This is a genomic window from Gordonia humi (assembly GCF_014197435.1).
GTDB classification, from domain to species: Bacteria; Actinomycetota; Actinomycetes; order Mycobacteriales; family Mycobacteriaceae; genus Gordonia; species Gordonia humi.
In genome coordinates this window covers 1,363,698-1,385,091 of record NZ_JACIFP010000001.1, presented here as the reverse complement: position 1 = coordinate 1,385,091, position 21,394 = coordinate 1,363,698, and the positions used below count along the sequence as shown (strand labels likewise).

The window sequence follows — 21,394 nt, the reverse complement described above, 5'->3', positions numbered from 1 at the left end:
AATTGTGGTGTCGTCGATGACGGCGGTGAACGCAATGCAGGTGTCGCAGAGCCAACCGAATGGGCCTGCGAACCGTGGGCATGGACCGGAACAACTGCGGCAGACGAACGGCGTCACGACGCCGCCTTGCGTGGCCTGCCGACACCGGCAGATGGTGCTGGGATGCGGGCTGCGATCACTCCGTCGACTCTCCGGTCCCGGCCGACGCTGTCCATGTAGTCACGGCACGCCCTGAGTGCGGGGCACCGCCAGCAGATCGCAGCGGCCTGCTCGTGACGGTCTGCGGCGGCGTCGACGGACTCGTCGAGAGCTTTGCTGTCGAACAGTTGCGGGTTGCGTGTGCATGCGGCGTCGGTGAGTTTCGGTGCGAGCCACAGCATGCGGTGCATCAGTCGTTCGCACGCTGCCGGGTCGAGATTTCGTCCCCTCATGGCCACGTCTCCCAAACGCTTCGCACTGAGACGGGCACCCGATATCTGCGGTGGAGCCGCTCGGCAGCGTCGTCGTGGCGTCCCTGGTGGATCACGAACAGTTCTGTGATCGTGAGGCTCTGTGCACGCATGGCGCCGGTCATCGGGGCGACGTCTTCGTCGGGCCCGAGGATGTTCTCGGGCTCTACTTTGCCGATCACGAGAGCCGCATTGTCGCGAGACTCTGCGCCGCTGAGGAACCGGCCCATTGCAGGCCGGATGGCGTTGATGAAGCGGTCAGTGCCCTCGACGTAGTGGTAGCCGGTGTCGCCCTGGGCGGTATTGAACCGGCTTGTCCACAATCGGAGCTCGCGTCCATTCTGGTCAAGGACGCGCCCTACGAACGGCGAGCGCAGAAGGTCTCCATCGAAGTACCAGAATCGCCAGAATCCGGGGTCATGGTGGAATGCCTCCGCCAGTTCGGCTACCTGGTCGGCGTAGCTCACCGGACGACCTCCAGCGACCGAACGACAGTCAGCGGTTCGATGTATCGGACGGTCCCGGTGAAGTCGCTCGGGTCCCAGGTGACGACCGCGTAGCCTCGGTCGCCGGGTTCGCGGTCTGGCGGCAGCGAATACTTGGGCGAGTCGAACGGTGAGGTCGGGTGGTCGGCCGGGTCGGCCGGCCACAGCTGGGAGGCGATAATCGAGTCGCCGTCGATCGACACGAACGACAGGATCGGTCGGCCGTCGCTGTAGTAGTCGAACTGGGCGAGCAGCCTTGGCATGTCGAGCAGCGCTGTGGACAAGTTCTCGCTCTGGGCGTCGCAGCACCCGTCCGCATGGCCGTGGTCGGAGGCTGACTCGAGTAGCCATTCGGCGGCTCCGAGGGCTACGCGGGCGGCGCGGATCAGATGGTCGGTGGCGGGGTTGGGAGAGATCATCGGGTGGCCTCCATGGGTGTAGACGGTGCAGGCGGCGGGCTGTGGCGGTAGAGCGGTGGTGCGGCGTCCTCGACCTTGGCGGTGTCTTCGTTGATGACCAGGGCGCGGTAGTCGGTGGTGTCGTAGGCGACGACGAGACGCCCTTTGCGGTCCCACAAGGGGACGAATGCGGGGATCATGCTGTTCTCTTTTCGGCTTGGATGCAGGCGGCGCGGTCGGAGTGATATCCGGCGGCGCGGTCGGTCGGTGCGTATTCGGGGATCGGTTCGCCGCAGTGTCGGCAGTCGACGCTCTGGCGGGCGTTGGCGAGCGCGCGTGCGACGCGGTCGGTCTGCCCGGGCGAATCGGGTGTCAGACCGCCGGGGGTCGTAGTTGGAGCAGAGGCGTATTCGTGACCCGCGTGACCCGCGTGACCCGCAAACCGGGCCTGACCTGCTGGTTCGCTGATTTTTTGGTGCGGGTCAGGCGCGGGGGAAGGATTTCCGCGTGACCCGCGTAACCCGCGGTGCGGGTCAGTGCGGGTTACCGCGTTGTCGCTGACCCGCGTCTGCCCCGCAGGGTTTTCGCCATGTCCTCGCAGGTCAGATGCGGTTTGCGGGTCTTGCGGGGCACGCGGGTCTGATTTCCCTCTACTCTCTGGTGGCGGGGGAGTGATGGTCCACTCGGTGATCTTGCGGTGGTTGCGGCCGCCGTCGTCGTCGATGATCCAGCCGATCGCGCGCAGTGCTGGCGCGTGCCGACGCAACAGGGTGGTGACCGCCCGCGAGTTCTTCGGCCAGTCACGCGGCGGCTTCTCGTCACCGAACGTGCCGCGAATGTCGGCGAGGACTTCAGCGCTGGTGCGGCCGTCGGCCTCGTAGTGGCTCGACCGGATGCGGCCGATGAAATCGTCGGCAGACAGGGAGTCTTCGGCGATGCGTTCGGCGCGGTCGCTGTACCGGGTCAGGCCCTCGGTGCAGAGGACCTGGTCTACCGCGGCGAGGACGCGAGCGAAGTCGGCCATGCGCGGGGCCTCGTCGAGGTCGATCGTGGGAAGGGTCTGATGGACGCGGGCGGCAAGGTCGAGCAGTGCACCGTGGATCCTGGGGCGTGCATCAGACCACGCGAGATTGAGTTCTTTCTCGTTGCGGCGCTTGTTCTTCGGGATACGCGGTAGGTCGACGAGCGCGAGGCGTTCGCCGAGGTCACCGCGCAGGGCACCGAGGTCGATGCCGTTGATGATGACGCAGCGCCGGAACTTGACCACGGACAGACCGGAGTCGGAGTAGAGCGCACGTTTGACGTTGCCGTCGCCGGTCGATGCGCGGCACAAGCTGTCGGAGAGCCACGCGGGGAGACCGGACAGATTGTCCAGGGCCACGACCCACGATCCGGCCGCGGCGGTCACCCAGGAGTCGGCGTCGCGCGGGGCTTGGCGCAATGGGACCGGCGATGGATCGAGGAGGTCGACGGTGATGCGCGTGGTCGAGGACTTCGCTGATCCCTGCTCGGCGAGGTACGCCAACACAGGGTGTGCGACGTCGACCTGAGTGAGCGCTTGCACCAGAACCGCGAGCAGTACCGGACGATCCTGTTCGGCGATCGGGATGAAGTCCCACAGTTCGGCGAGGTCGCCACCACGCTCGGGCCGCGGGTACATGGCGGTCAGCTTCGTGCGGGTGAACGTGACCGGGGCGTGGTCGATCAGTTCCCATGCACCGTCGGCGATACGGATCACGGTGCCGTCGACGTCGCCGCAGTCAATGTAGACCGCGTCGTCGGTTTCGGCCACACGCAGGTACAGGCGGGTCGGGTCCTCCAGGGCGGCCATTCCTTCCAGGACGGTGAGGGAGTCGGCCAGGGCCTGTGCGGGCGCTGCTGATCCGTTGAGCGCGAAGAACTTGCGGGCCAGTTCAGCGCGCAGCCCGGTGCGCCCGCCGCGCAGCATCATCGCAATATGGGGTGTGGTCTTCGAGGTGCCGAACGGTTCCTCGTCGTCGGACAGGCCGAGCTGGTAGTCGTCGAGGGCGAGTTCGACCAGGCGCGTTGCCACAGACTTCTGCCGCTGGTCGTCGGCGGGAGGTTCGGGGTCTGCTGGCGGCTCGTCTGCGATCGGCGGTGTGTCTGCGACCGGATCGGATGCTGTCGCGATCACGGAGGCGAGAGCACCGACCTGCTCCGGTGTCGCGTCGTCACCGAGCTGAGCTGCGGCCGCGATCCGTGTTGCCTCGTCGAGTTCGCGGCGGCGCTCCTGCTCGTGCACTTGCTTCATCTCGTCTCGTTTGCGGATGCGTTCGATCTGGTCGGGCGTCGGAGGTGTCGGTTCGGGTCGTCGACCGTGGCCGCGCGGTTCGTCGTGTAGGTCGGCGAACGTCAAGCCGAGCGCGTTGAGGACGTTCTCGATCGGATCAGCGTGTGAGGCGATGACGATGCCGGCGTACGTGTCGGCCGGGGCGAGGGTGATCGAGCGATCGGCAGACGAGTGTCCGGGTGCTTGTGCTGTCGCGGTGCCGTTCGACTTCTCGAAGACGCGGCAGCCAGCGGCGTGCAAAGCATCGATGATGCGGTCGTATGCGGGACTAGGCACTGGTGTCCACCCGCCCCCGGCAGACGGGACCGACGTGCAGGTCGACGGAGCGGCGGGCGGTCAGGATCGCCCCACAGTTGCGGCAGCGGACGCCGACGACGTAGCCGTGCTCGGCGAGCGCTTCGATGTGCTCGCGGATGACCCGGTCGTCGGGTTGCTCCGCTTCCGACCGTGGTCGGATAGACTGCGTGTTGAACATGTCTGGGTGTTCTCTTCCTGTCCCGCCCCTCGGATGCGAGGGGCGGGACGCTGGGTTTCAGGGCGGAGTGGTCAGGAGCCTGACGCCGCGGGGCGGCGCACCCGGGGGAAGAACTGCTAGCAGGAACCTCCGATCTCTGATTCGGCGAGGTCGGCTGCAGCAACGAGAAGTGCCGCGTGGTGGCGCGCTTCGTCCGGTGTGAGTGCGGTGCCGCGACGAAGCCATTCGCCGTCGTAGTACTTGTGCGTGGTCATTCCGACGACGGGGCCGCCGTTTACCGTGCTCCGCAGTCGAGCGCACACGCTCACGTAGGCCGGGGTGTACGTGTCGCCGGTCGGCAGTCCGTTGTGCAGGCTCAAGTGGGTGCGAGCGGTGGAAGATCCGTAGGACGGGATCAGTCCCCCCACCTTGTCGTTGCTCGGATCCGACCACGATGGTCGCGGCCCGATCTGTTGCTCGAGTCCGAACTGGGTATGGGGGATCGCCTGACTCATCGCATCCCAGTGCTTGAGTTCAGGGCTGTCACCGCAGTGCCGATGCTCGGCCTCCCAATCGGCCTTAATCATGTCGGTGTCGACCGCGGTCTGATCACCGAGCAGCTGGACCGAGGTATCGCACTTCTCACATGTGAGGACGAGCGGCTCGGTCTGGCGGTCAAGGTCGAAGGTGGATACAGTCATGGCTAGTTCACTTCCTGGTGGTTGTTGGATTCGGAGACCTCGGTGACGTTCTTGGCGGGATGCACCGGGGTCTTTCGCATATCCGGGGTGTTGTCGTCTTCGATCAGGCCGAGGTCGGCGTGATCTTCTTGCGGGCGGCTCACGAGGCGGCTCCGTGCTCGGGGAACGTGTCGAGGACGAGTGCCAGCAGCCGCAGTTGAGCGGTGCTTCCGTCCGCGACCTGACGAGCGTTGAGAAGGCTCACGACCTCGGAGCAGAGGGCGGCCCTCTCGATCTTGTCGAACTCGGCCTGCTCCTGTGGGCGGCTCATAGGACTGCTTTCGGTCGCCCGTAGATTCGGCCGTCTGGGGTGACGCCGATGTACTCGATGGTTGCCTCGTTGATCTCGGCTTCGGCGTTGTCTTCCGGCGTCTGGCACGTTGGGCAGATCACCGCGACGATGCGCCCGCTACGGGTTTCGACGTTCCACGCCTCGATCTGCTTGCGAGCGCGGCGGCCGCACCGTGTGCAACGCACAGCCTTCGCGGCCATCAGGCGACACCGCCCCGAGTCGTCGCGGCCTCCTGCTCGGCCAACCAGCGCTCGACCTCAGCGCGCCGGTAGAAGACCTTGCCGTTGATCACGAACGATGCGGGCCCGGTTCCTGCATGCCGCATGTACCGCATCGTGTTCTGGTTCAGGAACGGCCAGTAGGCGCACACCTGCTTCGTGTTCATCACGTCGGCGAACTTCTGCTTGTCCATGACTCCTCAATCTGACTCTAGATCAGGAACAACCTGAACCTGACGCAGACAACACAATCACAACTTGTCCTGATCGTCAACCAGTGACATGCTGACCCTTATGCAGGAAACGGAAAGCGAGTTGAACGCGAGGGTCGGCCGGAACGTGTTCGTGCTTCGCAAGCAGGCACTAGGGATTTCGCAGGCGGAACTTGCTGATCGTCTTGCAGTCGAACTAGGCAGGCCGAAGATTGATCCGACAACGATCACGCGAATGGAATCAGGCAGACGTCCGATCACGGTGGCGGACTTAGAAGCCTTGGCGAGAATCTTCTCTGTTGACGTCGAGCAATTGCTGGACGAGAACTCGGACGACCTCCTGGCGCTCAAGCGGCTGATCGAGGATTGGTCGGTCAACAGGGCAAGAATCGCTGCCGCAGAAATACGGATGACCGGTGTACCGACTCAGGCCTCCGACCTGGTGGCGAACCATCCTAGCCTTCTGTCGGGCCTCACGAATCGCGAACGCGAGATCTATTTCGACATGCAACGCAGCGAGACTCCGGAACCATGACTCAGCGCCGTAACCGTCGCGCCGGCGTCGAGGACCGCTGGCGCAAGGCCGACGGGACTCCCTCAGCTAATGACGGCAAGGGGATGCGGTGGCGCGCACGATACGTCGACAGCGACAGCCGGGAACACTCGAAAGCGTTCAGCCGGAAGGTCGACGCGCAACGCTGGCTCGACGACATTACGTCGACCATCGTCACCGGAACCTACATCGCCCCAGGTGCTGGGACGGTCACTGTTGAACAAATGCACGAGCAGTGGCTCACGATGCAGGGCCACGTGAAGGCATCGACCAAAGCAGCCCGCGAGTCGGGATGGTCGGCACATGTACGAGATCGGTGGGCGCGAGTGCAACTCGCCGATGTACAGACGTCAGCCGTCCGGTCATGGGTCGCAGAAATGAGCGAAGAGTCGTCTCCCGCCACGATTGAGAACGCTCTCGGAGTACTGCGGATGGTCTGCCAGGTCGGGGTCGAGGACCGTCGTATTCCCCGAAACCCGTGTGATGGCGTGAAGGCCCCGCGGCGCGAACACCAGGCACGCGCGTACCTCACCCACCAGCAGGTGCACGAGCTCGCCGAAGCGATGCCGCGCGATGGTCTCGCCGTCCTGTTCCTCGCCTATACCGGGCTGCGCTACGGGGAGATGGCGGCCCTACAGGTGCAGGATGTCGACATGCTGCGTCGTCGGGTGAATGTCCGCCGCTCGGTGACTGAGGTAAAGGGGAAGCTGACGTGGTCGACGCCGAAGGGCCACGAACGCCGATCCGTGCCGTTCCCCAAGCTGCTGTCCACGGGGCTCGCCTCCCTGATGGAGGATAAGGGGCGAGAGGATCTTGTCTTCCAGGCACCAAACGGCGGTGTCCTGCGGATCGCAACGTTCCGCACGCGGGTGTTCAACCCGACGATCGAGCGGCTGCGTGGCATCGACGCTGATCATCCTGAGCCGACGACGGACTGGCCACGGCCGACACTGCACGATCTACGGCACACCGCTGCGTCGCTGGCGATCAGTGCCGGCGCGAACGTGAAGGCCGTGCAGACAATGCTGGGGCACAAGTCCGCTGCACTCACGTTGGATACGTACGCAGACCTGTTCCCCGATGATCTGGAAGCGGTCGCCAACGCTCTCGACAAGGCCGCAGCAGCGGCCCTCGCTTGAACCACTGCGGACTCACTGCGGACTATCACTCTGGAATGCTCGGCAGTCCCCGACATACGAGGAGGCCCTGGCTTGCGTCTCCGCAGGCCAGGGCCTCTTCTGCTATCTCAACCTAGCGTCGGGGTAGCGGGATTCGAACCCACGACCTCTTCGTCCCGAACGAAGCGCGCTACCAAGCTGCGCCATACCCCGTGTTGCGACCTGATACAGCCTACAACGCGGAAGGTGAAACTATTAAATCGTATGGTCAGAGCGATATTCCACGAGTGTCACTGATACGAGATGAACCACGGTTCCGGAGTCACGCGCAGCGTGCGGCGCGGGGAGAACATCGGCTTGTCCTCCGTGTAAAAGTTCTTCCATCCCAGCCACGTGTTCGGGGGCAGGCCCGCGACGATGCGCCGCCACGTGAGCATCTTGACCGACGGGATCCCGTGACCGTCGGCGTGGATGACCGTCGCCAGTTCGGGATGCGACGTGTCCAGACGGCTGCGGTCGCCGAGCATGTCCTTGTCGAACTGATGCAGCACGAACGCCTTCTGCGGCAGGCTCCCCTCGCGGACGATCCCCGCCAGCCAGTCGGCGGTGCGGTTCACCTCGGCGGGATCGACGGCGCCGATCTGCGTCAGATGCTTCTGATCGGGTTTGAGTCGCCACTCCGGGTCGAGTGCCAGACCGACGTTTGGACGACGCAGCAGGTCGCGATACATCTTGGCCTGGGTCAGAAAGTCCATGCGCCCCGGCTGCAGGTCGAGCGTGACGTAGACACCCGCCTTCTCCGCCGCGTCGATCCACGGCTTCAGCACCGCCGGATCGATCGGGTCGGTGTACGCGCCCCGGTAGCCCGGCGCGGCCGACGCGACGGTCGCGATGATCTCGAAGGCGGGCACGACCGGCGCGTCCGAGATCTTCTCGTACTGCCTCGCCATGCGCCGCACGCGGCGGATAGACGCATCGATCCCCTGTGCGCCGAGCGGTCCCAGGTCGGCGGTGCCCGGCGACCCGTAGAGCGACACCATGCGCCGTCCCGGGAACACCAGTTGTCCGCCGCCGGGCAGTTCGGGAACGGTCCGTGCCGCATCGATCTGCGAACTCACGGCTGCCTCGTCGCCGAAGCGGCCGATCGCGAGCACCGGACGGTCGACGTCGTGCTTCAGCGCGGCGACCGAGCGTCCGGTCGATCTGGGGTCCGCGGCGGGCAGCGCGATCGCGTCCACCCCCGCCGACTCCGCTGTTGCCATCGCGTCGGCACCGCCGGCCACCAGCACGAGAGCGTCCTGCTCTGCGGTCGACGACACGACGGCGGGTTCGGGATCGTCATCGGACGTCGGCACACCGACGTCTGGAGCATCGCCGACCGTAAGAACGCTTCGCGCATGCAGCCGATCGAGTTCGTCGCGGACGGCGCCGACATCGTCGCCAACCTCGAAGACGGGGACGTGGTGCTCGGTCGCGACCTCGGCGGCTCGACTCCGCTGCTGCGGTGCGGCGTCCGCGGAGACCACCACGGCGGAGGATGCGGACTCGAACAGAGTGCGACTCACCAGTACCGAGTCAGGGACACCGGCGTCGTTGACGACCGTCACCGGCGACAACGCGACGGCGGTGCGATGAGAACTCGCCGAGTCGCCGACCGCCATCGACGACGCGGTCAGCGCGCCGACGACGACGAGGACGGCGACGACGAGGACCGGACGAGTGCGAGTGTCCGTCATTCCTCGTCGTCGGTGTCGGCATCGGAGAGATCGACCCGCGGGGTGGTCGCGGCCTGGAACGCCGCTGCAGCGGCGAAGCCGAGTGCGGCGAGAGCGAAGACGACGGTGGCGGCGAGCAGTACGCCCCACAGCACCATCGCGACGACGCCGTCGAGCTGGTCGAGAGCGAGAGCGCCCGCACCGGCCAGAACGGCCCCCAGCAGGGCCCAGGCGACGCTGCGCAGGCGAGGTCCGATCACCGATGAGTAGAACAACCGCCGGTAGACGGTCGACTCGAATTCGTCGACCGCGGCGAGACGCACCGCGTCGCCGTCGGCGAGGTCGCGAAGAGTCCGCGCGAGGTCGGCGTCGCGTTGCAGCGACGCCGACTCCCACCGGCGGTACGCGACGAAAGCGATCGTCGCGAGAGTGGCGGCCAGAAGGCCGATGCCTGTTGCGAAACCCCAACTGTTCACGAGGGACAACCTACCGGCCGGAGCTCACAATTGAAACGTGTGTCAGACGCGCGAGGTGACGCTGCTGGCGATGTTGCCGCGGGTCGCCTTCGAGTACGGGCAGAACCCGTGGGCGCCGACCGCAAGTTCGTTGGCCTGAGCAGTCTCCAGACCCGGCAGGTAGACCGAGATGTCGGCGACCAGACCGAAGCCGCCGTCGGCGTCGTCCTTGCCGATGCCGACGTTCACCGTCACCTCGGTGCCCTCGGGAACGGTGACGCCCGCGTTCTTCGACACCATGCGGAGCGCGCCCATGAAGCAGGCGGCCCAACCGGCCGAGAACAACTCTTCGGGGTTGCTGCCTTCTCCGTTGCCGCCCATCTCGACCGGCGGCGCGAGCGTCAGGTCGATGCGTCCGGTCTCGGACACCACTTCACCGTCACGGCCGCCGCCGCGGGAGGTCGACGAGACTCGGTACACGGGGGTCACAGCCATGAGTTTCTCCTAAGTTCGCGTGTCGTCGCCGGCAGGGTCGCGGCGCGCGATTTCCAACCTACTCGCCCTATTGCCCACGCATCACACGGAACGGTTTGACCCGCATCGACGGCGGCAGCCACTGTCCGACGGCGCGACTCAAGGTCAGAATCGCCGACACGATGAGCAACCCGAACTGCACCCACGCCATCGCCCACACCCATCTCGGCGCGTCCGGATAGTTGAACAGGAGGTCGGCGCAGACCGGCACGAACAGGCAGATCACGACCACCGTCGACAGATACACGTTCCTCAGGTTTCGGCTGTGCGTGCGCGCGACGCCGACCAGCATCGGCCAGCTCAGTGCCACCACGACCGGGATGCCGATCAGGAATGCCAGCGGCCAGAACTCGGCGAGCGACTGCGCCTTGGCCGCCGAATCCACGTCCGACAGTTCCTCCAGGCCCGGTTCGAGACGGTCCGCCAGGCGCGTCGTCGTCGCCGACAGGTTCACGAATCCGTACACGACCCAGATCAGACCCGCGACGGCGGACGCCAGCCACGCGATGCGAGCGCCGCGTGTGAGGACGGTCGGCGGCGGACCCGGATCGACCGGGCGCGCCGGGTAGCGATCACGGTGCTCCGCGTCGGCGGACCGGCGCGCGATCTCGGCCATGTCTTCGGCGTCGAGTTCGGCCTGGGTCGGGATGCGATCCGGGTCGTCGTCGGGGAACGTCATGGGTCGATACTTGCACATCCCCCGCGTCGCGAACCGCGGCTCACCCCGCGATCTTGAGCATCCGGGTCACGGTCCCCTGCCAGAGCACGCCACCGGGGCCGATCATCCCGGTCAGCTGCATCGGCTCGTCGAACGGCGCGTCGCCGACCTTCTTCGTGACGATGCGCTCTCCCGTCGCGAAGTCGACGCCCACATAGTTCACCGGCCCGACTTGCTGCGGCCCGGGACGGTATGGTCCGTACGCCAGACCGTGGATCAGTCCGTCGGCCCGCGACAGCCGCGGCAACGTCGCCATTCGGTCGCGGTGGTTCTCCCAGACGCGCGTGCACGTCCCGTCGACGACGTCGATGCGCGTCATGCCGCCGGTGAACGGTGCCGTCGCGGGGCGGCTGGGTCCGGTGACCGCCATCGGCGGATACTGGAATCCGTAGGTACTCGGAATGACGAGACTGTTCCCCCATGCCATCGGCGAGTTCTCGGTGCCCTGCCGAGCACTCGTGAACGCCCGGATCGAGCAGATCGGCGCACCGGTGTCGGCGTCGAGAACGTGGAGACGCGGGATGCGCGCGCTGTCGACGATCGCGACCCATGCGTCGCCGCCCGGACCGAAGTAGGTCGGCGTGGTCCCCGAACCCCAGGTCAGTTGGCCGGGCTTGCGCGCCGGACCGCGGTCGTAGGCATGGCGCCACACGGTGCGAGGGACGCCGTCGTCGCCCGCCCGCATCTCATAGAGTGCGTGCGTGGTCAGGACCGAGACGCCGGTCGGCCGCACGGTGAGCCCGTTGCCGAGTCGCTCGCCCTTCGGCAGGTGCATCGCGGCGACGCGGCCCGCAGCGTCGACCGTGCCGACCACTCCCCTCGTCGTCACGAACCACGTGCGGCCGTCGAAGTCGGGCGCCAGACCGGTCACCGAGTCGCCACCGATCTGCTTCGAGATGTCGTCGCGCCGGTCCACGGTGAGCGTCCAGCCGTGAGCCGTCCGACGGTGCCCGACGTGGAGTATCGCACCGCTGCCGTCGGCGACGACCACGCGGTTCCGCTCATCGAGGTAGCCGTAGACGCCGCCGAGCAGCCCGCCCTTGGTCAGCGGCAGCTTCGCCAACACCTGCGCCGTCGCCGGATCGAAGAGCGTCACGACCGGCGTCGCCACCTGCGGCGGAGCACCGTCGACGTACGCCGTGCACAGCGAGACCGGGTATCCGTCGGTCCCGACGAAGGTCGCAGCACACACCCCGCCCGGGACGCTCGACGCGGCCACACGCGCCGTTCGGCCCGGACCGGGCAGATCGGTGCTGTCGGTCGACGCCGCGTCGCCGTGCATGAGCGAGGTCCATGCGGTCGCGACGCCGGGCGGTGAACCGACCGGCGGCGCGGCATGTGCCGGAGCCGCCAGGCACACCGCGACGGTCAGGAGGACGGCGAAGATCGAGAGGAGACGTCTCACGCAGTCGAGTCCACCACGAGACGGCGGGCGAAAACACCTGTTCCGCCGGTTAGGGCCAGATGCAGGTCCTAACCGGCGGAACATCGATGGGCCACTCGACCGGCGAAGAGGCCGCTAGCGGTTCAGATAGGTTGTCGAGTCCACCGACCGAGCGCCGTCGACCGCGGAGTGGTCCCTGCGCATCTCGATGCGGAACGCCAGCACTCTACGGCAGGAGAAGTGTCGCAAGCGCCCGCCGACGAGTGATCGGCGGTTAGGTTGGTGGGTATGACGTCTTGGCCGCAGATTCGGGGTTTGTCCTTCAGCACCATGGGTCGATCAGTCCGAGCCAGCGTGTATTCCAGTAGCGAAACCGCCAGTTTCGTATGGTTCGCTCCGCCCACGTCATGGAGGATTGAGAACTCGGATGGTTCTCCTGCCTACATCGAGAATGCCACCGACGAGTACGTTTTCGGCGAGGATGGCGTCGCTGTACACACCGCGAAGTCCCCGAACCGAATTGTGGCGGCGATGGGTGTGTCTCCGACGGTGTTGTTCACCGCCTACCGGATGTGGGCTCCGACAGAGATCACGGGGCGGTCGCAGGTCAGTGAACCGAGGGGCATCGCCGAGACCCTGGTCCGGGGACGGCCGGGCTGGGAGATGGAATTCGATGCCCTCTCCGGCGGACCGCGGATTCGCGTGGTGATCGACGCCGAACTCGGCGTAGTTCTGTCGTGGACTCAAGGCGAGCAGTGGGTACAGATGGAATCGCCGGTGCTCGACGAAGACTTCGACCCCGCGCTGTTCTCCTGGGACGGTGCAACCATCGAGTTCGAGGAGCACCTCGAATCACGTGAGCAGCTCGACCATGATCAGAAGATGCGGGAGATCGGTGACATGCCACCGACCCAGGTCGGCTGGCTGCCCATGGACGTCAGCGCCTCACCTACCGATGGCGACCCGTTGTCGGGGGCCCTGGATGTGACGGTGTCCGCTACGACGCCGACTCAGTTCGGTATTCGCCGTTGGTTGACCGAGCTAGGCGAACCCAGAGCGAGGTTCCCGATGGAAAGCTACGTACCTCGAGGACGCGCCACAATCGGGCCGTGGACGGTCGAACTGCGTTCCTATAATGAGGTATCCACCGGCGACGCCGAACGAGTCCTCGCACAGTTGATGCTGCCCGACCCGCCCGGAGACGTCAGCGACATTCGAGCTGCGACGACAGCCCGTCAGGAGGCTGTCGACGAAGCCGAGACCCTCGACGCCCTGGGCACAGGCCGCAAACTCGACGACTATCTCCATTCCCACAGCGGCGCGTCGCTGCTCGTACGCACAGACTTCAGCGACGATGTACGTTGGCGCGAGGTCGCGCTGGCGGCGATGGAACCCGTACCCAGCGGCATGGGCGACGATTCGACTTTCCAAGCGGACCTCACCTGCATCGACCAGCGAGACAACGATGGCTTGACCGCCGATGATCTGGTCGCCCGTATCGGCGAGGAGAATCCTCCCGACTACGCGTTCATCGCCGACTCGACCACCATGAGTCACCCCGAGGCGGCGATCCTGGTGATCGACTGCGGCCGCTCTGATTTCGGCCACGAGCCCGGCCAAACGTTCCGCGTCGTCCCCGAACAGATGTGGTCCGTCGAGAACAACCTGTCGATCGCCAATGTGGACTTTCGTGACTTCGCCAACGCCGTAGACCCGGACGGGGTCTTCCGCGGCTAGCCACCGTCCCCCGCCGCACAACGCAGTCATGTGCCGCGACAACGTGTTTCGAGTCGAGGCGTGGTCTTGTCACCCGGCTTGGTGCTGACGCAATCCGATCACGCGGACAGCCGCGAAGGTGACGCCGAGGATCAGAATGGCCGGTTTCGCCAGCTGCAGTCGAGCGCGAGGGGCAAAGCGGCGTTAGCGTTGGACGCGAAGACCTCCTGTGCTGCGTGGGCGGTTTCTAGACAGCTCCACTTCTTGCCACAGGAGGACTTCGCCCAGGAGCAGATCACTCGCGATTCACGAGATCACCGCTAGCGGTTGAGCTCGGTCAGGATGAAGTTCGTGGCCGGAAGCAGTTTGAACAGCATCGGGACCGCGTGATTGACGACGAGGCCGGGGAAGATCGGCGGCGTGTAGTCGCGCGTGAGCTTCACGTCGGCGCCCTGCTTACGCCAGTCGTTGTACAGGGTGACGACCTGTCCGGTCGGGATCACGTCGTCGTTGATGCCGGTGGAGATCAGGACGGGCGCGTTCGGCTTGAGCGTGCCGATGCGCTGGTCATCGATCATCTTCTGCAGCTGCGGGTAGCGCTTGACGACCGAGCCGAGAGACTCGCCGGTGCGAGTCCACTGGTTGGTCCGCTGCATGCCCGCCTCGAGGATGATGTCACCGATGCACTCGGTGGCGACGTTCTTCAGGACGCGCTTGCCCGCGGCGTTCGTCTCCTTCTGCAGGATCGGTCCGAGTTCGGGGTACCGGGCGTCGAGTCCGTTGATCGCGAATCCGATCGCGCCGGCGATGAGCGTGCCGTCGATCTTGGAGATCACCTTCGACAGGTCGGCGGGCGGTGCACCGGCGTAGGTGGCCTTCACGTTCAGATCCGGCGAGTACGTCTGCGCGAGTTCGGCCGCCGACGCCGCCGCGCCGCCGCCCTGCGAGTAGCCGCTGAACGCCACCGGCGCGTCCGGCGACGCCTTCGCGACCGCGAGCCCGGCTCGTGCGGCGTCGAGCATGGCCCGCCCGGACTCGAGACGGTTCACGTACGTGTGGATGCCCGGGGTGCCGAGTCCGACGTAGTCGGTGATGACGACGCGGACGCCGTTGAGCAGCATCAGGTACATGTCGAGCGCGGTGTAGTTGACGCCGATGCTGGGCTTGGCGAGATCGATCGTCATCGGGAAGCTCATCATCTTCGACCCGGCGCACTGATCACCCTGGCCGACCGTGCCCGGTCCGATCACGACGGTCGGGCGTTCGCCCTTGCCGGTCCATTTCGCCGTCGGCTCGACGACGGTGCCGGTCACCGCGGTCGGCTTCCCGTTCTGCAGCGTCGAGGTGTACATCAGACGCGTCGCGGTGCCGGGCCACTGGCCCTTCACCCCGGGGATCTGCAGAAGCAGGTCGCTGTGCTCGGTGCGAATCACCGAGCCCGGTGTCGTGTCGTACGTCGACGGCGGCGTGTAGAAGTTTCGCGCGGCGCCGGCGGTCCCCGCCGAACCGACCGAGACGAGACCCGCCGCGGCGACGACGGCCACCAGAGACGCTGTGACGACACGGCGCGACGCCTTCATCGACCGTGAGACTACTCCCGAGTAATTTCTCATTGCTGCAATGTAGCGCACGATTACCCAAAGCCTGTAACACCAGACACTCGTACGGCGATAAACACCGTTTCGCGCCCTAGAAACGCACAACGGCCCGCCCGGACTCGACGTCCGAACGGGCCGTTCTGCGCGAAGCGGTTCTACACCAGCAACTCCGCGATCTGGATCGTGTTGAGCGCGGCGCCCTTGCGCAGGTTGTCGTTGGAGATGAACAGCGCCAGGCCCGTGCCGTCCGGCGCACCCGGGTCCTGACGGATGCGGCCGACCAGCGACAGGTCTCCGCCCGCGGCATCGAGCGGGGTCGGCACGTCGACGACCCGCACACCCGCGGCCTCGGCCAGAATCGCGCGCGCCTCGTCGGGGGTGACGGCCTCGTCGAATTCGGCGTTGATCGACAGCGAATGCCCGGTGAACACCGGAACGCGCACGCAGGTCCCGCTGACCAGGAGCTCGGGCAGGCCGAGGATCTTGCGTGATTCGTTGCGCAGCTTCTGGTCCTCGTCGGTCTCCCCCGAGCCGTCGTCGACATAGTCGCCCGCGAGGGCGACGACGTTGAACGCGATCGGCGCGACGTACTTGACCGGCTCGCCCAGGTCGACCGAGTGTCCGTCATGGACCAGCTTCTCGGCTTCGTCCGCACCCTTGCGGACCTGTCCGGCGAGTTCGGCGACACCGGCCAGTCCGCTACCCGAAACCGCCTGATAGCTGGAGACGACCAGACGCCGCAGACCCTTCGCGTCGTGCAACGGCTTGAGGACCGGCATCGCGGCCATCGTCGTGCAGTTCGGATTCGCGATGATGCCCTTGGGCGGGTTCTTCGCGAGCTCCCCGTTCACCTCGGCGACGATCAACGGCACGTCCGGGTCCTTGCGCCACGCCGACGAGTTGTCGATGACGGTGACACCGGCCGCCGCGAAACGCGGGGCCTGCACCTTCGACATGGTGCCACCCGCCGAGAACAGCGCGATGTCCAGACCCGTCGGATCGGCCGTCGTCGCATCCTCGATGACGATCTCCTGATCGCCCCACTGCAGCTTCTTGCCCGCCGACCGCGACGACGCGAAGAACCGGATCTCGTCGACCGGGAAGCTCCGATCGGCCAGGATCTGCCGCATGACGCCGCCGACCTGACCGGTGGCGCCCACCACTCCGAGTTTCACACCCATCACAGACCTCCGTCGCTTCGCTCGCCTGTATCGACCACCCCGTCGCTTCGCTCGCCCATGCGTCTACCGCCCCGTTCCCGCGTAGACGACGGCCTCTTCGTCGCCGCCGAGGTCGAACGCCTTGTGCAGCACCTGCACGGCGCGGTCGAGATCTCCGTCGGAGACGAGGACCGAGATGCGGATCTCCGAGGTCGAGATCAGCTCGATGTTGATCCCCGCGTCGCTGAGCGCCTCGCAGAAGGTCGCGGTGACGCCCGGGTTGCTCTTCATACCCGCGCCGACCAGCGACACCTTGCCGATCTTCTCGTCGAGCAGGATCTCGGCGAATCCCAACTCGTCCTTGAGCTTGCCGAGCTCGGTGACGGCGAGTTCGCCGGTCTCGGTCGGCAGTGTGAAGGTGATGTCGGTCTTGCCGGTGTCGATCTTCGACACGCCCTGCAGCACCATGTCGATGTTGATCTCGGCGTCGGCGACGGCCCGGAACACCTTGGCGGCGAATCCCGGCTTGTCCTCGATGCCGACCACGGTCACCTGGGCTTCGCTGCGGTCGTGTGCAACGCCGGTGAGAATCGCTTCTTCCACGGGAATGTCCTCCATCGATCCGGACACGAGCGTGCCCGGCTTGGTCGAGTACGACGAGCGCACATGAACGGGAACGTTGTAGGCGCGTGCGTATTCCACGCACCGGAGCATCAGGACCTTCGCACCGCACGCGGCCATCTCGAGCATCTCCTCGAAGGAGATGTTGTCCAGGCGACGCGCGTCGGGGACGATGCGCGGATCCGAGGTGTAGATGCCGTCGACATCGGTGTAGATCTCGCAGACGTCGGCCCCCAGTGCCGCGGCCAGGGCGACGGCGGTCGTGTCCGAACCGCCTCGGCCGAGGGTCGTCACGTCCTTCGTGTCCTGGGAGACGCCTTGGAATCCGGCGACCATGACTATCTTGCCCTCGTCGAGCGCGCTGCGGACACGGCCCGGCGTGACGTCGATGATCTTGGCCTTGCCGTGGCTCGAGGTCGTGATGACGCCGGCCTGCGAGCCGGTGAACGACTGCGCCGTCTCGCCGAGTCCCTCGATGGCCATGGCCAGCAGTGCGTTCGAGATGCGCTCACCGGAGGTCAACAGCATGTCCATCTCGCGCTGCGGCGGATTCGAGTTGACCTGTTCGGCGAGGTCGAGGAGTTCGTCGGTGGTGTCACCCATCGCCGACGCGACGACGACGACGTCGTTGCCCGCACGCTTGGTCTCCACGATCCGTTCGGCGACGCGACGAATGCGCTCGGCATCCGCAACAGAGGAGCCGCCGTACTTCTGGACCACCAGTGCCACGTCGTGCACCCTTCCTTATTTGTTCTCAGACTTACTCGGTACTACGTACATTCGGTCAGGGGCTGATCCTACCGGGCGCATAGACACAGTCGCATGCACAGCAGACCACGTGTGACCTCGGCTACTCCGCGGGTGGCACGTAGGATCTCCCGAGATGACTCCCCCACTCCGATGGAATCCTGCTGCCACCGCCGTCGCCGCGTACCTGGCCGTACGACTCGTCGGCGTCTGTGTTCTCGCGGTGTTCGCCATCGTTCACCACGTCCCGCTCGACGCACTCCTGACTCGGTGGGACGGCAAGTGGATGCTCGACATCGCCCGCTACGGATACGACGGCGTGCCCACCTCCGGCACCGATGCCCAAGGCGTGCATACGGATACGACGGCGTACGCCTTCTTCCCCGGCTACCCTCTCCTCGTCGGCGCGTTGGCGGCGCTCCCGTTGATCAGCCCGTTCGGCGCGGGAATCGTGTTGAACGTGGTGTTCGGCGCGGTCGGCGCGGTCGGTGTCGCCCGACTCGGCTCGCTGTGCGCGCGGCAGATGCGGCCGGACGCCTCGGAGGCCACCGCACGCAACACCGGGTTGATGCTCGTGGTGCTGTTCGCCGCGACCCCGATGAGCGTCGTGCTGTCGATGACGTACACCGAGGCCATGTTCTGCGCACTCGCCGCCTGGGCTCTGGTGGGTGTCCTCGAACACCGGTGGATCCTGGCCGGGCTGTCCGCGTGCGCCGTCGGTCTAGTCCGACCGACCGGAATCGCGGTGATCGTCGTCGTGATGCTCGCCGCCGCGCTCACGCGCCACAACGGCTCGCGGGCCTGGATCGGCGGCGTCCTCGCGCCGCTCGGCTATGTGGCGTACATGTGCGTGGTGTGGGCGCGGACGGGCAGCCCGTCCGGCTGGTTCCACATCCAGACACAGGGGTGGGACACCTCGTTCGACGGCGGGAAGGCCGTCGGCGAGTTCGTCTTCACGTCGCTGACCGACTCCTCCGACGCGGTGTCCGTGTTGGCCTCCCTGGTGATCATCGCCGCGGTGGTGCTGCTCGTGTGGTCGGCGATCGACCGGGTCCCGTGGCCCGTGCTGGCCTACGCCGCCCTGGTGTACGCGTCCGTCCTGCTCTCCAGCGGGCTGATGCCGTCACGCCCGCGCCTGCTGCTGCCCGCCTTCGTCGTGCTGCTGCCCGTCGCGATCCGGCTGGCGCGCAGTTCGCGTCCCGCGGCGATCTCGGCGGCGGTCGCCGTCGCGCTCGCGTCGGCCTGGTTCGGCGCATTCATGTTGACGGTGTTCGACTTCGCGATCTGACCTGCGCACCGGACGGCTCACGTAAAGACGCAGGCGGACGCCCCGGTAAGGGACGGGGACGCGTGGCCTCCGGGTTCGAGGCGTGATCGTCGTCCGGAGCGCCGCGCTTCTGTGCACCCGGGCGATCTCCTGCCGACCGGGAGCGACCGATGCCGCCGCTCCCCACCGCGTCGGCGGTGCTACAGTTCTATGTATGCGCGCGCTCCTTCTTCTCGGCTGCCGCGGCGGGGTCTGATCCGACCGGCCCTCCGTCGCGGGGCTTGAAGTACGCGCCGGTCAACCCCATCATCTTTCTGATCAGGAGATTGACCACCATGGCACCATCTGACGCATTCGCATCCGGACCGAGCCGTATCACCGAGCCCTCCGGCCCCATCCCCGGCGGCCAGCCGGCCTGGAACACCCAGCGCAATTCGGCGATGCCCGTCCACCGCTACCGTTCGTTCGCCGACGAGGTCGAGACGATCTCGCTGCCCGACCGCACCTGGCCCGAGAAGGTCATCGACCGGGCGCCCGCGTGGTGCGCCGTCGACCTGCGCGACGGCAACCAGGCGCTGATCGATCCGATGAGCCCGGCCCGCAAACGCCGCATGTTCGATCTGCTGGTCCGCATGGGCTACAAGGAGATCGAGGTCGGATTCCCGTCGGCAAGCCAGACCGACTTCGACTTCGTCCGCGAGATCATCGAGGACGGCGCGATTCCCGAGGACGTCACCATCCAGGTGCTGACCCAGTCGCGTCCCGAGCTGATCAAGCGCACCTACGAGGCGTGCGAGGGCGCGTCGAACGTGATCGTGCACTTCTACAACTCGACGTCGGTGCTGCAGCGTCGCGTCGTGTTCCGCGCCGACAAAGAGGCGATCACCAAGATCGCCACCGATGCCGCGAAGCTGTGCCTGGAGACCGAGAAGCAGTACCCGGACACCAACTGGCGCTACGAGTACTCGCCCGAGAGCTACACCGGCACCGAGCTGAGTTACGCCAAGGAGGTCTGCGACGCGGTCACCGAGATCATCGCGCCGACTCCGGACAAGCCGATGATCATCAACCTGCCCGCGACCGTCGAGATGGCCACACCGAACGTGTACGCCGACTCGATCGAATGGATGCATCGCAATCTGGCGCGTCGCGACTCGATCATCCTGAGCCTGCACCCGCACAACGACCGCGGCGAAGGTGTCGCGGCCGCCGAGTTGGGCTACATGGCAGGTGCGGACCGCATCGAGGGCTGTTTGTTCGGCAACGGCGAGCGGACCGGCAACGTATGCCTGGTGACCCTGGGCATGAACATGTTCAGCCGCGGCGTCGACCCGCAGATCAACTTCGCCGACATCGACGAGATCCGCCGCACCGTGGAGTACTGCAACCAGCTGAACGTCGCCGAACGCCACCCGTACGGCGGCGACCTGGTCTACACCGCGTTCTCCGGCAGCCATCAGGACGCCATCAACAAGGGCCTGGACCAGATGAAGGTCGACGCGGACGCCGCCGACTCCGACGTCGACGATCTGCTGTGGCAGGTTCCCTACCTGCCGATCGACCCGAAGGACGTCGGCCGCAACTACGAGGCCGTCATCCGGGTGAACAGCCAGTCCGGCAAGGGCGGGGTCACCTACATCATGAAGGCCGACCACGGGCTGGACCTGCCGCGTCGCCTGCAGATCGAGTTCAGCCGGGAGATTCAGAAGATCACCGACGGCGAGGGCGGCGAGGTGAACCCGAAGGAGATGTGGGACGTCTTTGCCCAGGAGTACCTGCAGCCGACGACTCCGCTCGAGGGCGTCCGCAAGAACCTGCAGACTGCCGAGGGCGACACCGGCGACGACCGGATCGACGCCGTCGTGAAGGTCGACGGTGTGGAGAAGGAGATCACCGGCACCGGCAACGGCCCGTTGGCCGCCTTCGTCACCGCTCTCGGCACCATCGGCTACGACATCCGTGTCCTGGACTACCACGAGCACGCGATGACGGCGGGCGACGACGCGAGCGCCGCGTCGTATGTGGAGACCGAGATCAACGGCGAGACCGTGTGGGGCGTCGGCATCGCACCGTCGATCACCAACGCCAGCCTGCGTGCGGTGATCTCGGCCGTGAACCGCGCCAACCGCGTGGTCGCCGCCGACGAGGCCGCGGCCGAGGGCGCGCGTACGTACGCGCCGTAATCGCACCTGGTCGAATCCCACGCTGATCGAGCGGAGTCGAGATCTCGGCTCCGCTCGACCTGCGTA

The 21,394-nt window shown here is 66.3% G+C and carries 24 protein-coding genes and 1 tRNA gene; 5 read left to right on the top strand and 20 right to left on the bottom strand.

The features are described 5' to 3' along the window. Positions 1-113 precede the first annotated feature (113 nt). From BKA16_RS06355 to BKA16_RS06305, 11 genes are all read right to left on the bottom strand, one after another. Positions 114-431 (bottom strand): hypothetical protein, encoded by a 318-nt coding sequence (locus BKA16_RS06355; RefSeq protein ID WP_183369867.1) that lies wholly within the window; start codon positions 429-431, stop codon positions 114-116. Beyond that, positions 428-916, bottom strand: coding sequence for a hypothetical protein (locus BKA16_RS06350; RefSeq protein ID WP_183369866.1), 489 nt, complete (start codon positions 914-916; stop codon positions 428-430). Before BKA16_RS06350 ends, BKA16_RS06355 begins: the two co-directional genes overlap by 4 nt. Further along, entirely contained in the window at positions 913-1,353 is a 441-nt protein-coding gene (locus tag BKA16_RS06345; protein ID WP_183369865.1) for a hypothetical protein, read from the bottom strand. The genes BKA16_RS06350 and BKA16_RS06345 overlap by 4 nt, the downstream gene beginning before the upstream one ends. Beyond that, on the bottom strand, positions 1,350-1,532 hold the full coding sequence (locus tag BKA16_RS06340; RefSeq protein WP_183369864.1) for a hypothetical protein: 183 nt from the start codon (positions 1,530-1,532) through the stop codon (positions 1,350-1,352). Before BKA16_RS06340 ends, BKA16_RS06345 begins: the two co-directional genes overlap by 4 nt. Continuing rightward, positions 1,529-3,919 (bottom strand): hypothetical protein, encoded by a 2,391-nt coding sequence (locus tag BKA16_RS06335; protein ID WP_183369863.1) that lies wholly within the window; start codon positions 3,917-3,919, stop codon positions 1,529-1,531. The genes BKA16_RS06340 and BKA16_RS06335 overlap by 4 nt, the downstream gene beginning before the upstream one ends. Continuing rightward, positions 3,912-4,118, bottom strand: coding sequence for a DUF6011 domain-containing protein (locus BKA16_RS06330; RefSeq protein ID WP_183369862.1), 207 nt, complete (start codon positions 4,116-4,118; stop codon positions 3,912-3,914). The genes BKA16_RS06335 and BKA16_RS06330 overlap by 8 nt, the downstream gene beginning before the upstream one ends. A gap of 116 nt (positions 4,119-4,234) precedes the next feature. After that, positions 4,235-4,798 (bottom strand): hypothetical protein, encoded by a 564-nt coding sequence (locus tag BKA16_RS06325; protein WP_183369861.1) that lies wholly within the window; start codon positions 4,796-4,798, stop codon positions 4,235-4,237. A gap of 2 nt (positions 4,799-4,800) precedes the next feature. Continuing rightward, entirely contained in the window at positions 4,801-4,941 is a 141-nt protein-coding gene (locus BKA16_RS06320) for a hypothetical protein (RefSeq protein WP_183369860.1), read from the bottom strand. Next, positions 4,938-5,108 (bottom strand): hypothetical protein, encoded by a 171-nt coding sequence (locus tag BKA16_RS06315; protein ID WP_183369859.1) that lies wholly within the window; start codon positions 5,106-5,108, stop codon positions 4,938-4,940. Before BKA16_RS06315 ends, BKA16_RS06320 begins: the two co-directional genes overlap by 4 nt. After that, positions 5,105-5,329: a hypothetical protein gene (locus tag BKA16_RS06310; RefSeq protein WP_183369858.1), complete on the bottom strand. Its 225-nt coding sequence runs from the start codon at positions 5,327-5,329 to the stop codon at positions 5,105-5,107. The genes BKA16_RS06315 and BKA16_RS06310 overlap by 4 nt, the downstream gene beginning before the upstream one ends. Continuing rightward, positions 5,329-5,541, bottom strand: coding sequence for a helix-turn-helix transcriptional regulator (locus tag BKA16_RS06305; protein WP_183369857.1), 213 nt, complete (start codon positions 5,539-5,541; stop codon positions 5,329-5,331). Before BKA16_RS06305 ends, BKA16_RS06310 begins: the two co-directional genes overlap by 1 nt. Positions 5,542-5,629: 88 nt before the next feature. Here BKA16_RS06305 and BKA16_RS06300 point away from each other — a divergent pair, with 88 nt between their 5' ends. After that, complete coding sequence (locus tag BKA16_RS06300) at positions 5,630-6,094, top strand: helix-turn-helix domain-containing protein (RefSeq protein ID WP_183369856.1); 465 nt, start codon at positions 5,630-5,632, stop codon at positions 6,092-6,094. Beyond that, complete coding sequence (locus BKA16_RS06295; protein ID WP_183369855.1) at positions 6,091-7,251, top strand: tyrosine-type recombinase/integrase; 1,161 nt, start codon at positions 6,091-6,093, stop codon at positions 7,249-7,251. The genes BKA16_RS06300 and BKA16_RS06295 overlap by 4 nt, the downstream gene beginning before the upstream one ends. Before the next feature lie 118 nt (positions 7,252-7,369). On the opposite strand, the gene BKA16_RS06290 is transcribed toward BKA16_RS06295, so the two are convergent. From BKA16_RS06290 to BKA16_RS06265, 6 genes are all read right to left on the bottom strand, one after another. Further along, a tRNA-Pro gene (locus BKA16_RS06290) sits at positions 7,370-7,443 on the bottom strand. A gap of 77 nt (positions 7,444-7,520) precedes the next feature. Then, a complete protein-coding gene (locus tag BKA16_RS06285; protein WP_183369854.1) occupies positions 7,521-8,966 on the bottom strand; it encodes a hypothetical protein in 1,446 nt (481 codons plus the stop codon). Continuing rightward, positions 8,963-9,421: a hypothetical protein gene (locus tag BKA16_RS06280; protein ID WP_343067299.1), complete on the bottom strand. Its 459-nt coding sequence runs from the start codon at positions 9,419-9,421 to the stop codon at positions 8,963-8,965. The genes BKA16_RS06285 and BKA16_RS06280 overlap by 4 nt, the downstream gene beginning before the upstream one ends. Before the next feature lie 42 nt (positions 9,422-9,463). Continuing rightward, positions 9,464-9,895, bottom strand: a complete 432-nt coding sequence (locus BKA16_RS06275) for an organic hydroperoxide resistance protein (RefSeq protein WP_183369853.1) — start codon at positions 9,893-9,895, stop codon at positions 9,464-9,466. Positions 9,896-9,962: 67 nt separating this feature from the next. After that, positions 9,963-10,613, bottom strand: a complete 651-nt coding sequence (locus tag BKA16_RS06270; RefSeq protein ID WP_183369852.1) for a hypothetical protein — start codon at positions 10,611-10,613, stop codon at positions 9,963-9,965. A gap of 40 nt (positions 10,614-10,653) precedes the next feature. Next, positions 10,654-12,057, bottom strand: a complete 1,404-nt coding sequence (locus BKA16_RS06265) for a hypothetical protein (RefSeq protein WP_183369851.1) — start codon at positions 12,055-12,057, stop codon at positions 10,654-10,656. Between the two features lie 333 nt (positions 12,058-12,390). On the opposite strand from BKA16_RS06265, the gene BKA16_RS06260 reads away from it, so the two are divergent. Next, entirely contained in the window at positions 12,391-13,773 is a 1,383-nt protein-coding gene (locus BKA16_RS06260; protein WP_246371670.1) for a DUF6924 domain-containing protein, read from the top strand. 299 nt (positions 13,774-14,072) lie between these two features. Here the strand turns inward: BKA16_RS06260 and BKA16_RS06255 are convergent, their stop codons facing one another. The 3 genes from BKA16_RS06255 to BKA16_RS06245 form a co-directional block, all read right to left on the bottom strand. Next, a complete protein-coding gene (locus BKA16_RS06255; protein ID WP_246371668.1) occupies positions 14,073-15,332 on the bottom strand; it encodes a lipase family protein in 1,260 nt (419 codons plus the stop codon). A gap of 173 nt (positions 15,333-15,505) precedes the next feature. Beyond that, positions 15,506-16,531: an aspartate-semialdehyde dehydrogenase gene (locus BKA16_RS06250; RefSeq protein WP_183369848.1), complete on the bottom strand. Its 1,026-nt coding sequence runs from the start codon at positions 16,529-16,531 to the stop codon at positions 15,506-15,508. A gap of 63 nt (positions 16,532-16,594) precedes the next feature. After that, positions 16,595-17,860, bottom strand: a complete 1,266-nt coding sequence (locus BKA16_RS06245) for an aspartate kinase (protein ID WP_183369847.1) — start codon at positions 17,858-17,860, stop codon at positions 16,595-16,597. A 154-nt stretch (positions 17,861-18,014) separates the two neighbouring features. Here BKA16_RS06245 and BKA16_RS06240 point away from each other — a divergent pair, with 154 nt between their 5' ends. Beyond that, positions 18,015-19,166, top strand: a complete 1,152-nt coding sequence (locus BKA16_RS06240; RefSeq protein WP_183369846.1) for a hypothetical protein — start codon at positions 18,015-18,017, stop codon at positions 19,164-19,166. Between the two features lie 314 nt (positions 19,167-19,480). After that, positions 19,481-21,328 carry a 2-isopropylmalate synthase gene (leuA, locus tag BKA16_RS06235; RefSeq protein WP_183369845.1) on the top strand — a complete coding sequence of 616 codons (1,848 nt, stop codon included), beginning with the start codon at positions 19,481-19,483 and terminating at the stop codon, positions 21,326-21,328. The last annotated feature ends 66 nt before the right edge of the window (positions 21,329-21,394 follow it).